This is a genomic window from Microcella sp., from assembly GCF_046296455.1.
Taxonomy (GTDB): Bacteria; Actinomycetota; Actinomycetes; order Actinomycetales; family Microbacteriaceae; genus Microcella.
The window spans coordinates 1-14,293 of the sequence record NZ_JBKBLF010000016.1 but is presented as its reverse complement, the minus strand read 5'-3'; the positions used below and the strand labels follow the sequence as shown (position 1 = coordinate 14,293).

Below are 14,293 nucleotides of genomic sequence, written 5' to 3'. Positions count from 1 at the left end.
CGAGGCGTGGCGGTTGCCGCCACCACCGCGCTCATCGTCGCCGCCGTGCTCGCCTGGGCCCCCGAGGCGCTCGACCGCTGGACCATTCCCAAGCTGCTCGTGCTCGCGATCGCGGCCCTGGTCGCCCTCGCCGCTCCCCCACGCGGTCGCCTTCCCCGCCTCGTCATCGGGCTCGGGATGCTCGCTGCGGCCCTCATCGTCGCCTCGGCCCTGCTCACCGCCGACCCGATCTCCTCCGCACTCGGTCGCTGGCCCCGGTTCGACGGGCTCATCGCTCTGAGCGGAGTCGCCATCGCCGCCTGGCTCGGCGCCCGGCTGCTCGGCCCCGGCCCCGGCTCACCGCACGCCCCCGTGCGCGGCCTGACGCTCGCCGTCGCCATCGGCTCGGGGGTGCTCGCCCTCGTGACGGCCGCTGAGCAGTTCGGACTGCGGCCGATCGCGAGCGACCTCGACCGCCCCGGCGCCCTGCTCGGCTCGGCGAGCGACCAGGGCACGGTCGCGGCCGTCGCGCTGGCCCTGCTCGTGGCTCGCCTGGCCCTGCCCGTCTCTGCCCTGCCTCGCGCGCGCGGCCTCGAGCTCGCCGCGGCGTTCGCGGGGGCGATCGCGGCGCTTGCCACGGTCACCGCGAGCGGCTCGCGCGCCGCCCTGCTCGGTGCCGCCCTGGCGCTCGTCGCTGCGGCGCTGCTCGCCGTGCGGCACGCCGACCCCGATCGCCGTCGCACGCTCGGGATCATCGGCGCGAGCCTCGCCGGGCTGATCGCGGGCGCGCTCGTCGTGCCCGGCACCGCCCAGCGACTGCTCGACGCGACGGGGCTCGCCGCCGAGTCGGCGATCGACCGGGTACTCATCTACGGCGAGACACTCGCGACGCTCGCCGCCCACCCGCTGCTCGGCACCGCCCCCGGCGGCTTCATCGACGCCGTGGCCGCCCAGCACAGCGCGGCGTGGTTCGCCGCCGTCGGCCAGCAGACTGTGCTCGACAGCCCTCACAACCTCGCACTGCAGCTGGCGGTCGGCGGAGGCCCCCTGCTGCTGCTCGTCGGGCTCGCGCTGCTCGCCCTCACGGTCGCGGCAGTCGTGCGCGGCCGGCGCGGCGCGCACGCGCCCGTCGTGATCATGGCCGCGAGCGGGCTGATCGCTGTGCTCGTGCCGCTCGCCGTGCAGCCCACCGCTGCTGCGACCCTGCTGCTGCTCGGGCTGCTCGCGGGTGCCCTGCTCGCCGCGCCCGCCCCGACGAGCGCGCCCCGAGGTCGCACGCTCGCGACGGGCGCGTTGCTCGCCGGCGTCGCAGCCGCCCTCGCGGTGCTGCTTGTCGGCGAGCTGCACCTCGGGCGGGCCGCCCAGCTCGCGGGTTCCCCCGCCGGGCCTGGCACCACGACCGTCACCGAAATCGACGCGGCGCTGAGCAGCGCCCGCGCCGCACGACCGTTCGACCCCGACGTGGCCATCATCGGCGCCGAGCTGCTCGTGGCCCGCGTCGATGCGGGCGACCGCGGCGCGATCAGCGCCGCGCGGCAGTGGGTCGACCGGGCGACACTCGCTGCGCCCGGCTCGCTCGCGGCGGGCCGTGCAGCTGTGACGCTCGCCATCGCCGAGGGCGACCTGCCGCTCGCGCGCGCGAGCGTCGACGCCCTCATCGAGCGCGTGCCGCGGCATCCATGGCCCCGCCATCGATCGGGCGGCATCGCGCTGTTCGAGGGCGACCTCGAACGGGCCGAGCGCGACCTGCTGCTCGCCGCCGAACTCGACCCGGCGTGGGCCGACCCCTGGCTGACGCTCGCCGCGCTCTATGACCTCAGGGGTCAGTCGGATCAGGCGCAGCAGGCTCTGGATGAGGCTCGGCTGCGCGGCGCGGACGAGTGACGAGCATCACGAGCGCCCCCACGAGCAGCCCCCAGAACGCGCTGCCGATGCCGAGCACGACGACCCCCGAGGCGACGACGATGAGCGTGACGGCGGCCGTCAGGCGGGTCTCGGGCGCCTCGAACGCGCTCACGAGCCCCGTCGCGAAGGCGCTCAGCAACGCGAGCCCCGCAACGGCAATGATGAGGATGGGCGGAGCGGCGGCCACGAGGGCCGTCGCGACCCCCGCGCCGAGGCCCAGCAGCACGTAGGTGGCGCCGCCCGCGACCGGCGCGACCCAGCGACGAGCGGGATCAGGATGCGAGTCAGGGCTGGCCATGAGCGCGGCCGTGATCGCGGCGAGGTTGAGCGCGTAGCTGCCGAACGGTGCCGTGAGGGCCGTCGCCGCGCCGCTCGCCGCGAGCATCGTGCGCGCCGGCACGTTGCGGTAGCCGAGCGTCGTCAGCACCGCGAAGCCGGGCACGTTCTGCCCCGCCATCGTGACGATGTAGAGCGGCAGCCCGAGCGACACGATGACGAGCGGGTCGAGGCTCGGCATCGTGAGGGTGAAGGCGGGCGCGAGGCTCGCGCCGCGCATCCATTCGTCGCCCGCGCTCACCACGACGCCGATGATGGCGACGAGCATGGCCGCCGGCACCGCCCACCGCGGCAGCCAGCGCACGAGCAGCAGCCACACGATGATGACGGGCGCGGCCAGCAGGGGCTGCTCGATGACGGCCGTGACGGGCGCGATGCAGATGGGGAACAGGATTCCGGCCAGCATCGCCCCGGCGAGCGGCATCGGGATGCGCGTCATCGCCCGCCCAAGCCACGGCCACAGCCCGCTCACGAGAATGAGCAGCCCGCACACGATGAACGCGCCGATGGCCGCGCCGTACGAGCCCGTCGTGCCCTCGGCCGCGACGAGCAGTGCCGCGCCCGGCGTCGACCACGCGAAGCTCAGCGGCAGGCGCAACCGCCACGACAGCAGCCCCGCGAGCAGCGCCTGGCCGATGCACAGCGCGAGCAGCCCGCTCGCGGCCTCCGCGGGGCTCGCACCCACGGCGAGCAGCCCCGCGATGACGAGGGCGAACGAGCTCGCGAAGCCCGTGAGCGCGCCGATGACCCCGGCGATGATCGGCTGCAGCACGGGGTCGAGCCTAGGGCGCGCTGCGGTACCAGTGCCGCACGTGCTGGCGGTCGTGGCGCGCCTGCCAGAACTCGACTTCGGTCGGTGTCAGCGCCCAGGCCGCCCAGTCGGGGTTGTGCGACTCGGTGACCGCGGGCCGCGCGGCCCAATCGGCGGCGGCGACCTCGCTCGGCAGTTCTTCGACCTCGCCCGTCACGCGCACCTGACGGCCCACCTCGGGCCAGTAGAAGGTCAGCGCCGCACTGGGGTTGGCGGCCAGATCGATGCCCTTGCGCGTCGAGCGCGCCCCCGCGAACACCCACTGGCCGTCGACCAGGTCTTTGAGAATGAGGGTGCGCGCCGTGACGTGGCCCGTGGGCCCCGCCGTCGAGAGCGTGCAGGCGTGCGGTTGCGCCACCCCGCGGGCCAGTGCATCATCGAGCCACTGCAGAAAGAGCTCGTCGGCTCGATCGGGGGCGGCCGCCGGGTCGAACGACGGCAGTTCGGCGGCGAACGCGGGCAGGGCCCGCAGGCGGTCGCGCAGGGTCTCGCTCATGCCGCCAGGGTAGTCGGCTCAGCCGCGAACGGGCACCCGCACATCGGCGCCGCCCTCGTGCGTGTAGCGGGCGCGCATACGCACGACGCCGTCAACGGGCGCGAAGCCCCCGGCGAGCAGTACCTGGCCCTGCTCGAACATCGCCGCGCGGGCCATCAGCTCGGCGGGCACGAAGCCGAACACCGATCCCAGTTCGGCCAGGTCGGCGGGTGAGCTCATCTTCATGAGGCCGAGGTTGTCGCACTGCGAGATGACCCCGGGGTGCACCTTCGACGGACGCTGCGTCGACAGCAGCAACCAGAGACCGTACTTGCGCCCCTCGGCGGCGATCTGGATGATGCGCTCGCGCACCGCCACCGCGAGCGGCCCCGACAGCTCGGGCGAGCACACATTGTGCGCCTCATCGATCACGATGAGCACGGGTCGCCGCTGCTCGCGCTTCTGCCACAGGTCGTCGAGCACCGACAGCACGACGGTGAGCGCCTCATCAGGATGCGCGAACCCGCCGACGTCGAGCACGGTCGCATCGGGCCGCGCGTCGATGACCTCAGAGGCCGCCGCATGCTCGCCCGCCCAGATCTGCCAGTCGAGCACCCCGAGGTTCTCGATGCGCTGCGCGATCGCCTGCTGACCCGGGTCGGCCGAGCCGATGAGCCGCTGCATGAGCGCTCGCGCATCGGCGGTGGCACCGACCGCGCTGAGGTGCAAGAAGGCGTTGTACTCCGCCCGATCGGCGATCGGGTCGAGCCGCAGCACGGCCGCCTTCGACTGCGGCAGCATCGACGAGAACCGGGCCCGCAGGTCGTCGCCGGGCAGCGTCGCGGGCCGCAGCACGCGGATCTCGCGGGCCGACAGTGCGGCCGCGGTCTCAGCATCCACCCCCTCGCGCACCTCGCCGATGCGCACGAAGTCGGCATTCGGATCGATGATGACGAGCGGCAGCGCCGTGCGCAGCAGCAGCTCTTCGAGCACGACGCCGAGCGCGTAGGTCTTGCCCGAGCCGCTCTGGCCGCACCAGAACGTGTGGCGATTGAACTTCTCGGCGGTCAGCCAGGCGGGCTGCGCGGCGCCGTCGACGGTGCCGACCGCGAGCTCGGTCATGGGCGTCGGCTAGGCCGACTTCTCGCGCCGCGGGGCGATGCTGCGCGGCACGATCGTGGGCGCGGCGTTCTCGATCACGGCGTCGCGCGTGACGACGATGCGCTCGACGTCGTCGTGCGACGGCACCTCGAACATGATCGGCCCGAGCACCTCCTCGAGGATCGCCCGCAGGCCGCGCGCGCCGGTCTGCCGCAAGACGGCCAGGTCGGCGATCGCGTCGAGCGCGTCTTGCTCGAACTCGAGCTCGACGCCATCGATCTCGAACATGCGCTGGTACTGGCGCACGAGCGCGTTCTTCGGCGTGGTGAGAATCTCGATGAGCGCCGTGCGGTCGAGCGGGGTGACGGTCGTGACGACCGGCAGGCGGCCGATGAACTCGGGGATGAGCCCGAACTTGTGCAGGTCTTCGGGCAGCACCTCGCTGAAGAGGTTCTTCTCGAGCGACTTGTCGTGCAGCGGGGCGCCGAAGCCGATGCCGCGCTTGCCCGCGCGCTGGCTGATGATGTCTTCGAGCCCCGCGAAGGCGCCCGCCACGATGAAGAGCACGTTCGTCGTGTCGATCTGGATGAACTCTTGATGCGGGTGCTTGCGGCCCCCCTGGGGCGGCACGCTCGCCACGGTGCCCTCGAGGATCTTGAGCAGCGCCTGCTGCACGCCCTCACCCGAGACGTCGCGCGTGATCGACGGGTTCTCGGCCTTGCGGGCGATCTTGTCGACCTCGTCGATGTAGATGATGCCCGTCTCGGCGCGCTTCACATCGAAGTCGGCGGCCTGCAGCAGCTTGAGCAGGATGTTCTCGACGTCTTCGCCGACGTAGCCCGCCTCGGTGAGGGCCGTCGCGTCGGCGACCGCGAAGGGCACGTTGAGGCGCTTGGCGAGCGTCTGCGCCAGATACGTCTTGCCGCAGCCGGTCGGGCCGATCAGCAGGATGTTGCTCTTGGCGATCTCGACATCGTCGGCGAGCTGGTCGGCGGCCGTGATGGTCTGCCGGGCCCGGATGCGCTTGTAGTGGTTGTACACGGCGACCGAGAGCGACTTCTTCGCCGCGTCTTGCCCGATCACATACTCTTCGAGGAAGGCGTAGATCTCTTTCGGCTTCGGCAGGTCGAACTCGGCCACGGCCGTCTCGCCCGATTCGGCGAGGCGCTCTTCGATGATCTCGTTGCACAGCTCGACGCACTCGTCGCAGATGTACACGCCGGGGCCGGCGATGAGCTGCTGCACCTGCTTCTGGCTCTTTCCGCAGAACGAGCACTTGAGCAGGTCGGCGGTCTCTCCGATGCGAGCCATGGCCTCACCCCTCACTCAGGCAGCGGATCGACAGAAGTCGACCTTGCAGCGAGCCTAACGCGGCGCGACGACGTTCGTCGTGCACTGCCCCCCTCCCGGGTGTCGCCGCGGGCGAACCCGGGGCTCTTCCGCGCCGAATGCACCATGACGCGCCTCATAGGAGCGCGCCCTAGCCTGGAGCCATCATGACCATCCGCACCCGCACCGCTCCCCTGTTCGCCACGCTCGCGCTCACCGCCGCGCTCGCCCTCGCCCCCGCCGCGGCGGCCATGGCGCACGACCCCGTGACCACCTCGACCCCGAGCCCCGGGCAGGTGCTCACCACCGTGCCCGAGGTGTTCTCGGTCTCGACGAATCAGCCCATGCTCGACCTCAGCGGCGACGCGGCGGGCTTCGGCCTGCAGGTCACCGACGCCGCCGGCCTGTATTACGGCGACGGCTGCCTCACCGTCGCCGGCGACACCCTCTCGATGCCCGCGACCCTTGGAGCCGCCGGCGAGTACACGCTCACGTACCAGTACGTCTCGTCTGACGGCCACACGCTGTCTGACACGATCGCGTTCTCATTCGCGCCCGTGGATGCGGCCGAGGCCCGCCCGGGGCTCGCCGAGCCCCCGGTGTGCGGGCAGCCCCTGCCCGAGCCGAGCAGCTCGGCCACGACCGAGCCGCAACCCGAGCCGACGACCGCCGCGACCCCGGTGGCCGAGGCGGCGGACGACGCCGCCGACGAGTCGGCCGTCGTGCTCGGCATCATCGCCGCGATCGTCGCCGGCCTCGTGGTGCTCGGCGTCGTCATCGCCGTGCTCGCGCGGCGCGGGCGCTCGAGCGGCGCCGCCGAGCCCGAGGCGCCGCGCACCGACGCCGAGTAACCGGCCGACCTGCGCGCCGCGCCCTGGGCGCCGAGGCATGACGAGAGCCCCGCATCCTGAATCGGATGCGGGGCTCTCGTCGTGAGCGCTCGACGCGTCAGGAGGCGATGGCCGCCGGCAGCGTCTTGCGGCTCGTGAGCACCTGGTCGATGAGGCCGTACTCGAGCGCCTCGTCGGCGATCAGGATCTTGTCGCGGTCGATGTCTTTGTTGACCTGCTCGACCGTGCGGTTGGAGTGCTTCGAGAGCGTGTGCTCGAGCCACTCGCGCAAGCGCGCGATCTCTTTCGCCTGGATCTCGATGTCGCTCGCCTGGCCACGACCGGCATCGCCCGTTGCGGGCTGGTGGATGAGCACGCGCGCGTTCGGCAGCGCGAGGCGCTTGCCCGGCGAGCCCGCCGCGAGCAGCACGGCCGCGGCCGAGGCCGCCTGGCCGAGCACCACGGTCTGAATCTGCGGGCGGATGTACTGCATCGTGTCGTAGATCGCCGTCATGGCCGTGAACGAGCCACCCGGGCTGTTGATGTACATGACGATGTCGCGGTCGGGGTCTTGCGACTCGAGTACGAGCAGCTGCGCCATGACGTCATCGGCCGACGCGTCGTCGACCTGCACACCGAGAAAGATGATGCGGTCTTCGAACAGCTTCGCGTACGGGTCTTGGCGCTTGTAGCCATAGGCCGTGCGCTCTTCGAAGCTCGGAAGGATGTAGCGGCTGCTGGGCATGCCGGGGGTCGCGGCGCCGTAGGTGGGGAATTCCATGAGTGTCGTCCTTCGTCTCGCGCCGGGGCTACTTGTCGTTCGTTCCGCCGCCGCCGATGACATCGCTCGCCGAGGCGCGGATGTGGTCGACGAAGCCGTAGGCGAGGGCCTCTTCGGCGGTGAACCAGCGGTCGCGGTCGCCGTCGGCATTGACCTGCTCGACCGTCTTGCCGGTCTGCTCGGCCGTGATCTCGGCGAGGCGGTTCTTCATGTCGACGATGAGCTGCGCCTGCGTCTGGATGTCGCTCGAGGTGCCGCCGAAGCCGCCGTGCGGCTGGTGCAGCAGCACGCGCGCGTTGGGCGTGATGTAGCGCTTGCCTTTCGTGCCCGCCGTCAGCAGCAGCTGCCCCATCGAGGCGGCCATGCCGATGCCGACCGTGACGATGTCGTTGGGAACGAACTGCATCGTGTCGTAGATGGCCATGCCGGCCGTGACCGAGCCACCGGGCGAGTTGATGTAGAGGTAGATGTCTTTCTCGGGGTCCTCCGCCGCGAGCAGCAGCAGCTTGGCCGCGATCTCATTGGCGTTCTCGTCGCGCACCTCTGACCCCAGCCAGATGATGCGGTCTTTCAGCAGTCGGTCGAAAACACTGTTCGGCATTGCCGGTTCAGCCATGGAAGGAGCTCCTGTTCGTCTCGTGCCTCGAATCTACAGAAGCGGGCGCGCGCGAACGGCCGTGTTCGCCGTGGGCAGAGCAGTGCTCGGCGAACTCGCGGCAGGGGTCGAGCGAGCGACCTACTCTTCGACGACCGAGATCTCGTAGAACGATCCGTCGAACGACGTGACGGTCGCGATGACGAAGCCGCTCGCCGACGAGGTCTCGTAGGCGCAGCGCACCTCTTGCCCCTCGAAGATCTCGATGTCGGCGGTGCCGCAGTCGACCGCGGGAGCCTCGCCGAGCGACTCGGTGATCGCCTGCGCAGTGAGATCAGCGAACGCCTGCGCGCTCTCGAGCGCCGAATCGGGCGCGGGCTGCGGCGTCGCGGCCGAGCCGACGACGTCGAGCTCGTAGTCGCTGCCATCGACCGCGGTGATCGTCACGGTGTAGCCGCCCGACTCACCCGTCGCCGAATCGACGGCGCTGCACTCGACGCTCGTTCCCGCCACGAAGGGCACGTCGTCGGTTCCGCAGTCCATCGTCACCAAGAAGCCCTGCGCCTCGACGATGCGCTCGGCGTCGAGGGCGAGCTCGACACCGTTGATCGTCGCGGGCGACTCGCCGTCGACACGCTCGGCGTTCGAGGTGTCGATGGGCGCGGCACAACCGGCGAGCAGCAGCAGGGAGGCCGCAGCACCCGCGGCGAGACTCAGGAGTCGACTCATGCGGTGACGCTACCGCCGCGGCCCATCGGGGGGCAATGAGCAAAAAGTACCCGCCTCTACAGTGGCTGCATGGCCCTGCTGCGCCCCGCCACCCTCGACGACCTGCCTGCCGTCACGCGCATCTGCACGCTCACGGGCGACGACGGCCGCGATGCGACCGGCGTCTACGACGACCCCGAGCTGCTCGCCCAGCTGTGGGCCGCGCCGCACCTCGTGGCCGACCCCGCGCTCGCCACGATCGTCGTCGACGACGACGGCCCCGCTGGCTACCTCGTCGCCACGGCCGACACGGTCTCGTTCGAGGCGTGGTGCGAGCGGATGTGGTGGCCGGCGCTGCGCGACCGGTACCCCCTGCAGGCCCCGCGCCGCGATCGCGACCAGGGACTCGTCGCGCTGCTGCACACGCCCGAGGCGACCCCCGCATCCATCACCGATGCGCACCCGGCGCACCTGCACATCAACCTGCTGCCGCGGGCGCAGGGGCTGGGCCTGGGGCGCGCGCTCATCGAGCGCCTGCTCGGTCAACTGCGCGAGCGCGGCGTTGCGGGCGTGCACCTCGGCGTCTCGGGCACGAACAAGCCCGCCATCGGCTTCTACGAGCACATCGGGTTCGCACCCGTGGCCGTCGAGCCCGATGGCGGGCTGATCATGGGGAGGTCTGTGACCTAGTGGTCGTGGCCCTCGTGGTCGTGGCCCTCGTGGTCATCGGTGTCGATCGCCTCGGCGATCGGCGCGACCGCCGCGGCCGTGAACGCGGTGAGGTCGACGGCCTTGCCCTTCGAGTCGACGACCTTCGCCTTGCTGAGGGCGACCGAGAGCGCCTTCGAGCGGGCGACCTCGCCGACCATGCCGGGGATCTGGCCGTTCTGGTCGAGGATCTTGATGAACTCGCCGGGCTCCATGCCGTACTGCGCGGCGCCCTGGATGAGGTACTGGGTCAGCTCGTCTTGGCTGACCTTGACCTCTTCTTTCTCGGCGAGCGCGTCGAGAAAGATCTGGGTGCGGAACGTCGTCGTGCTCGACTCGGTCACCTCGGCGCGGTGCTCGTCGTCTTCGAGCCGACCCTCGTTCTCGAGGTGGCGGTGCACCTCGTTCTCGACGAGCGCGTCGGGCACGGGGATCTCGACCTTCTCGAGCAGCGCAGCGAGCAGCTTGTCGCGCGCCTGCGCGCCCTGGCCGAACGACTTCTGCTTCAGCAGCTGCTCGCGCAGGTCGGCCCGCAGCTCGCCGATCGTGTCGAACTGGCTGGCGATCTGGGCGAAGTCGTCGTCGGCCTCGGGCAGCTCGCGCTCTTTCACCGAGATGACGGTGACCTCGATCTGGGCCGTCTCGCCCTCGTGGTCGCCGCCGAGCAGCTTCGACTCGAACGTGGTGGTCTCACCCGCGGTGAGGGTCTCAACGGCGTCGTCGATGCCATCGATGAGTTCGCCCGAGCCGAGCTCGTACGAGATCGAATTGGCCGTGTCGACCGTGTTGCCGGCGACCGTGGCGATGAGGTCGAGCTGCACGAAGTCGCCCTTCGCGGCCGGCCGGTCGACCGTGACGAGCGTGCCGAAGCGGCTGCGCAGGTTCTCGAGCTCGGCCTCGACCTCGTCGGGGGTGACGTCGGTGGCGTCGACCTCGACCGTGAGGCCGTCGTACTTGGGGATCTCGAACTCGGGGCGCACATCCACCTCGACGGTGACCAGCAGGTCGCCCGAGAAGTCTTTCTCGCTCGGCCACTCGGCGATGTCGGCCTGGGGGCGGCCGAGGGCGCGCAGGCCCTGCTCTTGCACGGCGGCGCGGTAGAAGCCGTCGAGGCCCTCGCTGACGGCGTGGTTGAGCACCTCGGCGCGGCCCACGCGCTGGTCGATGATGGGCGGCGGCACCTTGCCCTTGCGGAAGCCCGGAATGTTCACCGTCTCGGCGATGTGCTTGTAGGCGTGCTGGATGCTCGGCTTGAGCTCGTCGGGCGTGACCGTGATCGCGATCTTGACGCGCGTCGGGCTGAGCTTCTCGACCGTGGACTGGACCAAAGGGGTTCTCCTGAATATGTGTGCTGAGTTCGTGAGCGAGGGTGCTGGTCGGGGCGACAGGATTTGAACCTGCGGCCTCCCGCTCCCAAAGCGGGCGCTCTACCAAGCTGAGCTACGCCCCGAAACCGTGACCGTGGGCCACGTCAGCGTCACGACGCGGCGTCGCTTCGAAAAATGGCCTCGGCAAGTCTAGCCGAGTCGACGAGCCGCACCGCTGGGCGCCCGCCCCGATGCGATACCCTAGAAAACACGCGGGCTTCCGGGCCTGCAGCGGGGCTGTAGCTTAGTGGTAAAGCCTTAGTCTTCCAAACTAATGATGCGGGTTCGATTCCCGTCAGCCCCTCCATCTGCCAGAACGCGACCGGCTCGTCATCCTCCGTCGAGGCTCAGAGACTCGCTTCCCAGCCGTCGTAGTCGGCACCCGGATGCGCCGACGCGATCGACTCGAAGTAGATCCGTGCCTCTCTCACGGCGTCGGGCGATACGACGGCGTCGTGGCGTTCAGCGATGACGATCCAATCGCCGCTATCTGTCGCTGCGGGTTGCACGGCCTGAAGCGCCCACCCGGCCTCCTCGACCGACGCCGCCGCCGTTCGAGCGCTCGACTCGTCGGAAAAGTAGAGAAAGTGAACCCAATGGCGAGGGCTCGCGAGATCACTGCGCTCGCTGAGAATTCCGAGGAGCTGATCGTCGCCTGCGTGGCCAGTTGCGAACGCGCCCCGTGACGGTGGCTTCTGTCGTCGAGAGAAGAGTCCCATGAGGTCACTCTCTCAGCCCTCGTGATGTCAGCGCCACGCCTCGGGCAGTCGCGTCGGCGACTGGGGCGATGGCCAGAGGGAGGGGGCCACCCCATTAGCTTCAACAGATACGGAACTTCGTGAACAGGATTCGCGAAGTTCCGTATCCGTTGAAGGCGCACGACGACGCCCCCGCAGCCCAACCTGCGGGGGCGCCGTCTTCACGGGAGGTTCAGTCTTCGAGGAACGGGGTGATCTCGCCCTCGAAGGGTGCGGGAAGCTCGATGACGCCCTCGACGAGCGAGACGATCGTGTTGAAGAACCCGTCGGGGTGCTGCATCGCGAAGCCCGGCACGAGCCAGGCGTTGCCGTCGGCGTCCCACATGAGCAGCAGGGTCGCCTCGGCCGAGTCGACCGTCACCGTCACCTGCTCGGGTTCGGGCAGCGGCGCCGGCTCGGTGGTCGGCTCAACGATCGGCTCTTCGCCGGGCTCCGTCGGCTCGACGGGCTCGGTGGGCTCCGTCGGCTCAGCGGGCTCCGTGGGCTCTGTCGGCTCTGACGGCTCGACGGGCTCGGTCGGCTCGACGGGCGCCTCACCGGGGGTGCCCGGCTCGGTCGGCTCGTCGGCCGGGGACGAGACCGAGGTGTCGCCTCCCGCGGTCGCGGGCACAGCATCCCGTGCCACGCCCGATTCGGCCGCGAGAATGTTCATGCCGCCCTGAAAGTCGGGGCCGGCAGCGCCGTACCAGCGGCCGTCGTCGAGACGCGCGACCGCCTCGGTGGCCGAGACCGTGCCGAAGTCGCCACGGTCGACGACCTCGATCGAGTGCCCGTAGGCCCAGGCGATCTCGCCGAGCGGGCTCCACGCCACGCTGTAGTCGATCGCCGTGTCGACGCCGTCGACGCGCAGGCTCGCGGTGGCCATCGTCTGCCAGACGTCGCCGAACACCCGCACGTCACCGGGCTGCACGTCGAGACCCATCGAGGCGAACAGCTCGGCAGCCTGCGCGCGGGCCTCGGCCTCGCTCGGGGCGAGCGACTCGCTCGCGGGAATCTCGGGAGCGATGCACTCTTCGAACTGCTCGGTGCCGTTCTCGGTCTCGTACTCGACGAGCTCGCACACCGGGTCGGGGTAGGCGGCGGGGTTGTTGTACCACCAGTTGCCGGTGCCGCTCCACGTGACCATGATCGACGGGCCCGAGCCGTCCTCCGGGCCGACCACGTAGCTCGGCCACTCCGGGTCGAAGTACTGAGACTCGACCGCCTCGCCGTCGACGCCGAACCGCTCGGCCATGTCGGCGAGCACCTGCTCGGGGCTGCCGACGCGACGCAACTGGTACACGCCGCCGCTGCCGCCCTCGGTGCCGAGGCCGGGGCCAGCGACGTAGTCGTAGTCGATCCACATGGCGATGCGGGCGTCATCGGCGAGCGCCGAGGTCTCGGCGCTCTGCGCGTTCGCCGGACCGCTGCCCGCCGCGGCCGCTGTGAAGAGCGGCGCCTGCGGAGCGAAGGGGTTCGTGACGACGAGCGAGCCGACCGCGACGGCGGCGACCGCGGCGAGCGACGCGCTCGCGAAGCGGGTCGTGCGGCCGTGGTTGACGAGGCGGGGAGCGCGACGGCCGGGGGCCGCAGCGACGAGCTCGGGCGACAGTGCCGGAGCGGGAGCATCCGTGCCGGCGGAGCGCCGCAGGCGATCGGTCAGGGGGTCGGTGTTGTCACTCATACCCGGTTTATGTCGCGGGGGCGGGCGATCTTTCAGAACTGCTCGACCCGGATTCGCCGAGCGCCGCGGCGAGCGCCTTCTTGGCACGGTGCAACCGGATGCTCACCGCATTCGCGCTGACCCCCAGCGCGAGCGCCGCATCGCCCACCGACAGGTCGTCGAGCACGACGAGAGCCAGCACCTCGCGGTCGCGCGGCCCGATGGCGGCCCACGCCCGGGCGAGCTCGGCGTCGGCCGTCACGAGGGATTCCGCCGACGGTGCGGAGTCGGGCACCGACAGCAGCCCGAGCACCGAAGCGCGCGCGGCCAGCCGGCGCCGGTGGTTCGCCACCTGGTACGACGCGATGCGGTACAGCCACGGCAGCTCTTCGCCCGGCGAGACCGAGTCGCGCTTGCGCCACGCGATCGCGAACACGTCGGCCGCGAGGTCGTCGACGTCGCTGCGATCGACACGGCGCGCGAGATACCGGCTGACCGCGGGAAGGTGCTGGGTGTAGACGGCCACGAACGGCTCGGTCGACTCGGGCATGGTCACAGTCTGGCGGCGCGGGCCGTGCACAGGCACCCCAACGTTTCGGGCGCGTCGAACGTCACGGCGATAGCGTGAGCGCATGAGCGACACCACCCCTGATCGCGCCTGGGCCGGCCGCGTGCTCTTTCCCCGCTCGGCCGCCGAACTGCGGTCGACGAGCATCTGCCCCGCCTGCTTCACCCCGCTAACGTCGACCGTGTGCCGCAGCTGCGGCCTCGACCTGCGGCACACCGCCGCCGTCGACCTCGCGGCGGCGTCGGCCGACATCGCCGATGCGCTGGATGCGCGGCTCGACATCATCGGACGCATGCGCCGCGAGACCGCGGCCGCCGCGCTCGCGGCTCCCGCCGCACCGCCCGCCGAGACTCCGGCCGCGCACGCCGCCGCGCTGGAGTCCGCCGTCGCCGCGCCGCCC

General features: G+C 71.0%; 15 protein-coding genes and 2 tRNA genes. 5 read left to right on the top strand and 12 right to left on the bottom strand.

Features of this window, described 5'->3' with window-relative positions; translation table 11 throughout:
• Nucleotides 1-6 precede the first annotated feature (6 nt).
• Complete coding sequence (locus tag ACK4HH_RS09400; protein WP_409651055.1) at nucleotides 7-1,863, top strand: O-antigen ligase family protein; 1,857 nt, start codon at nucleotides 7-9, stop codon at nucleotides 1,861-1,863.
• Here ACK4HH_RS09400 and ACK4HH_RS09395 read toward each other — a convergent pair.
• The 4 genes from ACK4HH_RS09395 to clpX are packed head-to-tail and all read right to left on the bottom strand — an operon-like array spanning nucleotide 1,796 to nucleotide 5,918.
• Complete coding sequence (locus tag ACK4HH_RS09395; RefSeq protein ID WP_409651053.1) at nucleotides 1,796-2,992, bottom strand: benzoate/H(+) symporter BenE family transporter; 1,197 nt, start codon at nucleotides 2,990-2,992, stop codon at nucleotides 1,796-1,798. The genes ACK4HH_RS09400 and ACK4HH_RS09395 overlap by 68 nt on opposite strands.
• Before the next feature lie 10 nt (nucleotides 2,993-3,002).
• The gene (locus ACK4HH_RS09390; protein WP_409651051.1) at nucleotides 3,003-3,527 is read right to left on the bottom strand and encodes a pyridoxamine 5'-phosphate oxidase family protein; all 525 of its coding nucleotides are present in this window, start codon (nucleotides 3,525-3,527) and stop codon (nucleotides 3,003-3,005) included.
• A gap of 18 nt (nucleotides 3,528-3,545) precedes the next feature.
• Nucleotides 3,546-4,628 (bottom strand): ATP-binding protein, encoded by a 1,083-nt coding sequence (locus ACK4HH_RS09385; RefSeq protein WP_409651049.1) that lies wholly within the window; start codon nucleotides 4,626-4,628, stop codon nucleotides 3,546-3,548.
• Between the two features lie 9 nt (nucleotides 4,629-4,637).
• Nucleotides 4,638-5,918 (bottom strand): ATP-dependent Clp protease ATP-binding subunit ClpX, encoded by a 1,281-nt coding sequence (gene clpX, locus ACK4HH_RS09380; protein ID WP_409651047.1) that lies wholly within the window; start codon nucleotides 5,916-5,918, stop codon nucleotides 4,638-4,640.
• Nucleotides 5,919-6,103: 185 nt separating this feature from the next.
• On the opposite strand from clpX, the gene ACK4HH_RS09375 reads away from it, so the two are divergent.
• Nucleotides 6,104-6,787, top strand: a complete 684-nt coding sequence (locus ACK4HH_RS09375; protein WP_409651045.1) for a copper resistance protein CopC — start codon at nucleotides 6,104-6,106, stop codon at nucleotides 6,785-6,787.
• Nucleotides 6,788-6,884: 97 nt separating this feature from the next.
• On the opposite strand, the gene ACK4HH_RS09370 is transcribed toward ACK4HH_RS09375, so the two are convergent.
• From ACK4HH_RS09370 to ACK4HH_RS09360, 3 genes are all read right to left on the bottom strand, one after another.
• Nucleotides 6,885-7,547, bottom strand: coding sequence for an ATP-dependent Clp protease proteolytic subunit (locus ACK4HH_RS09370; RefSeq protein WP_409651043.1), 663 nt, complete (start codon nucleotides 7,545-7,547; stop codon nucleotides 6,885-6,887).
• Between the two features lie 28 nt (nucleotides 7,548-7,575).
• A complete protein-coding gene (locus tag ACK4HH_RS09365; protein ID WP_409651041.1) occupies nucleotides 7,576-8,163 on the bottom strand; it encodes an ATP-dependent Clp protease proteolytic subunit in 588 nt (195 codons plus the stop codon).
• A 120-nt stretch (nucleotides 8,164-8,283) separates the two neighbouring features.
• Nucleotides 8,284-8,871 carry a hypothetical protein gene (locus ACK4HH_RS09360; protein ID WP_409651039.1) on the bottom strand — a complete coding sequence of 196 codons (588 nt, stop codon included), beginning with the start codon at nucleotides 8,869-8,871 and terminating at the stop codon, nucleotides 8,284-8,286.
• A 69-nt stretch (nucleotides 8,872-8,940) separates the two neighbouring features.
• Between ACK4HH_RS09360 and ACK4HH_RS09355 the strand changes: the two genes are divergently transcribed.
• Nucleotides 8,941-9,540 carry an N-acetyltransferase family protein gene (locus tag ACK4HH_RS09355; protein ID WP_409651037.1) on the top strand — a complete coding sequence of 200 codons (600 nt, stop codon included), beginning with the start codon at nucleotides 8,941-8,943 and terminating at the stop codon, nucleotides 9,538-9,540.
• On the opposite strand, the gene tig is transcribed toward ACK4HH_RS09355, so the two are convergent.
• Together tig and ACK4HH_RS09345 are read right to left on the bottom strand one after the other, a co-directional pair.
• Nucleotides 9,537-10,886, bottom strand: coding sequence for a trigger factor (gene tig, locus ACK4HH_RS09350; RefSeq protein WP_409651035.1), 1,350 nt, complete (start codon nucleotides 10,884-10,886; stop codon nucleotides 9,537-9,539). The genes ACK4HH_RS09355 and tig overlap by 4 nt on opposite strands.
• Before the next feature lie 45 nt (nucleotides 10,887-10,931).
• Nucleotides 10,932-11,008: transfer RNA gene (locus ACK4HH_RS09345), tRNA-Pro, on the bottom strand.
• A gap of 150 nt (nucleotides 11,009-11,158) precedes the next feature.
• Between ACK4HH_RS09345 and ACK4HH_RS09340 the strand changes: the two genes are divergently transcribed.
• Nucleotides 11,159-11,232 (top strand) — tRNA-Gly (locus ACK4HH_RS09340).
• A 40-nt stretch (nucleotides 11,233-11,272) separates the two neighbouring features.
• Here ACK4HH_RS09340 and ACK4HH_RS09335 read toward each other — a convergent pair.
• From ACK4HH_RS09335 to ACK4HH_RS09325, 3 genes are all read right to left on the bottom strand, one after another.
• On the bottom strand, nucleotides 11,273-11,644 hold the full coding sequence (locus tag ACK4HH_RS09335; protein WP_409651033.1) for a ribonuclease E inhibitor RraB: 372 nt from the start codon (nucleotides 11,642-11,644) through the stop codon (nucleotides 11,273-11,275).
• Between the two features lie 211 nt (nucleotides 11,645-11,855).
• The gene (locus ACK4HH_RS09330) at nucleotides 11,856-13,346 is read right to left on the bottom strand and encodes a hypothetical protein (protein ID WP_409651031.1); all 1,491 of its coding nucleotides are present in this window, start codon (nucleotides 13,344-13,346) and stop codon (nucleotides 11,856-11,858) included.
• A gap of 7 nt (nucleotides 13,347-13,353) precedes the next feature.
• The gene (locus ACK4HH_RS09325) at nucleotides 13,354-13,875 is read right to left on the bottom strand and encodes an RNA polymerase sigma factor (RefSeq protein WP_409651029.1); all 522 of its coding nucleotides are present in this window, start codon (nucleotides 13,873-13,875) and stop codon (nucleotides 13,354-13,356) included.
• An 82-nt stretch (nucleotides 13,876-13,957) separates the two neighbouring features.
• On the opposite strand from ACK4HH_RS09325, the gene ACK4HH_RS09320 reads away from it, so the two are divergent.
• The coding region (locus ACK4HH_RS09320) for a hypothetical protein (RefSeq protein ID WP_409651027.1) at nucleotides 13,958-14,293 on the top strand (336 nt) is incomplete at its 3' end.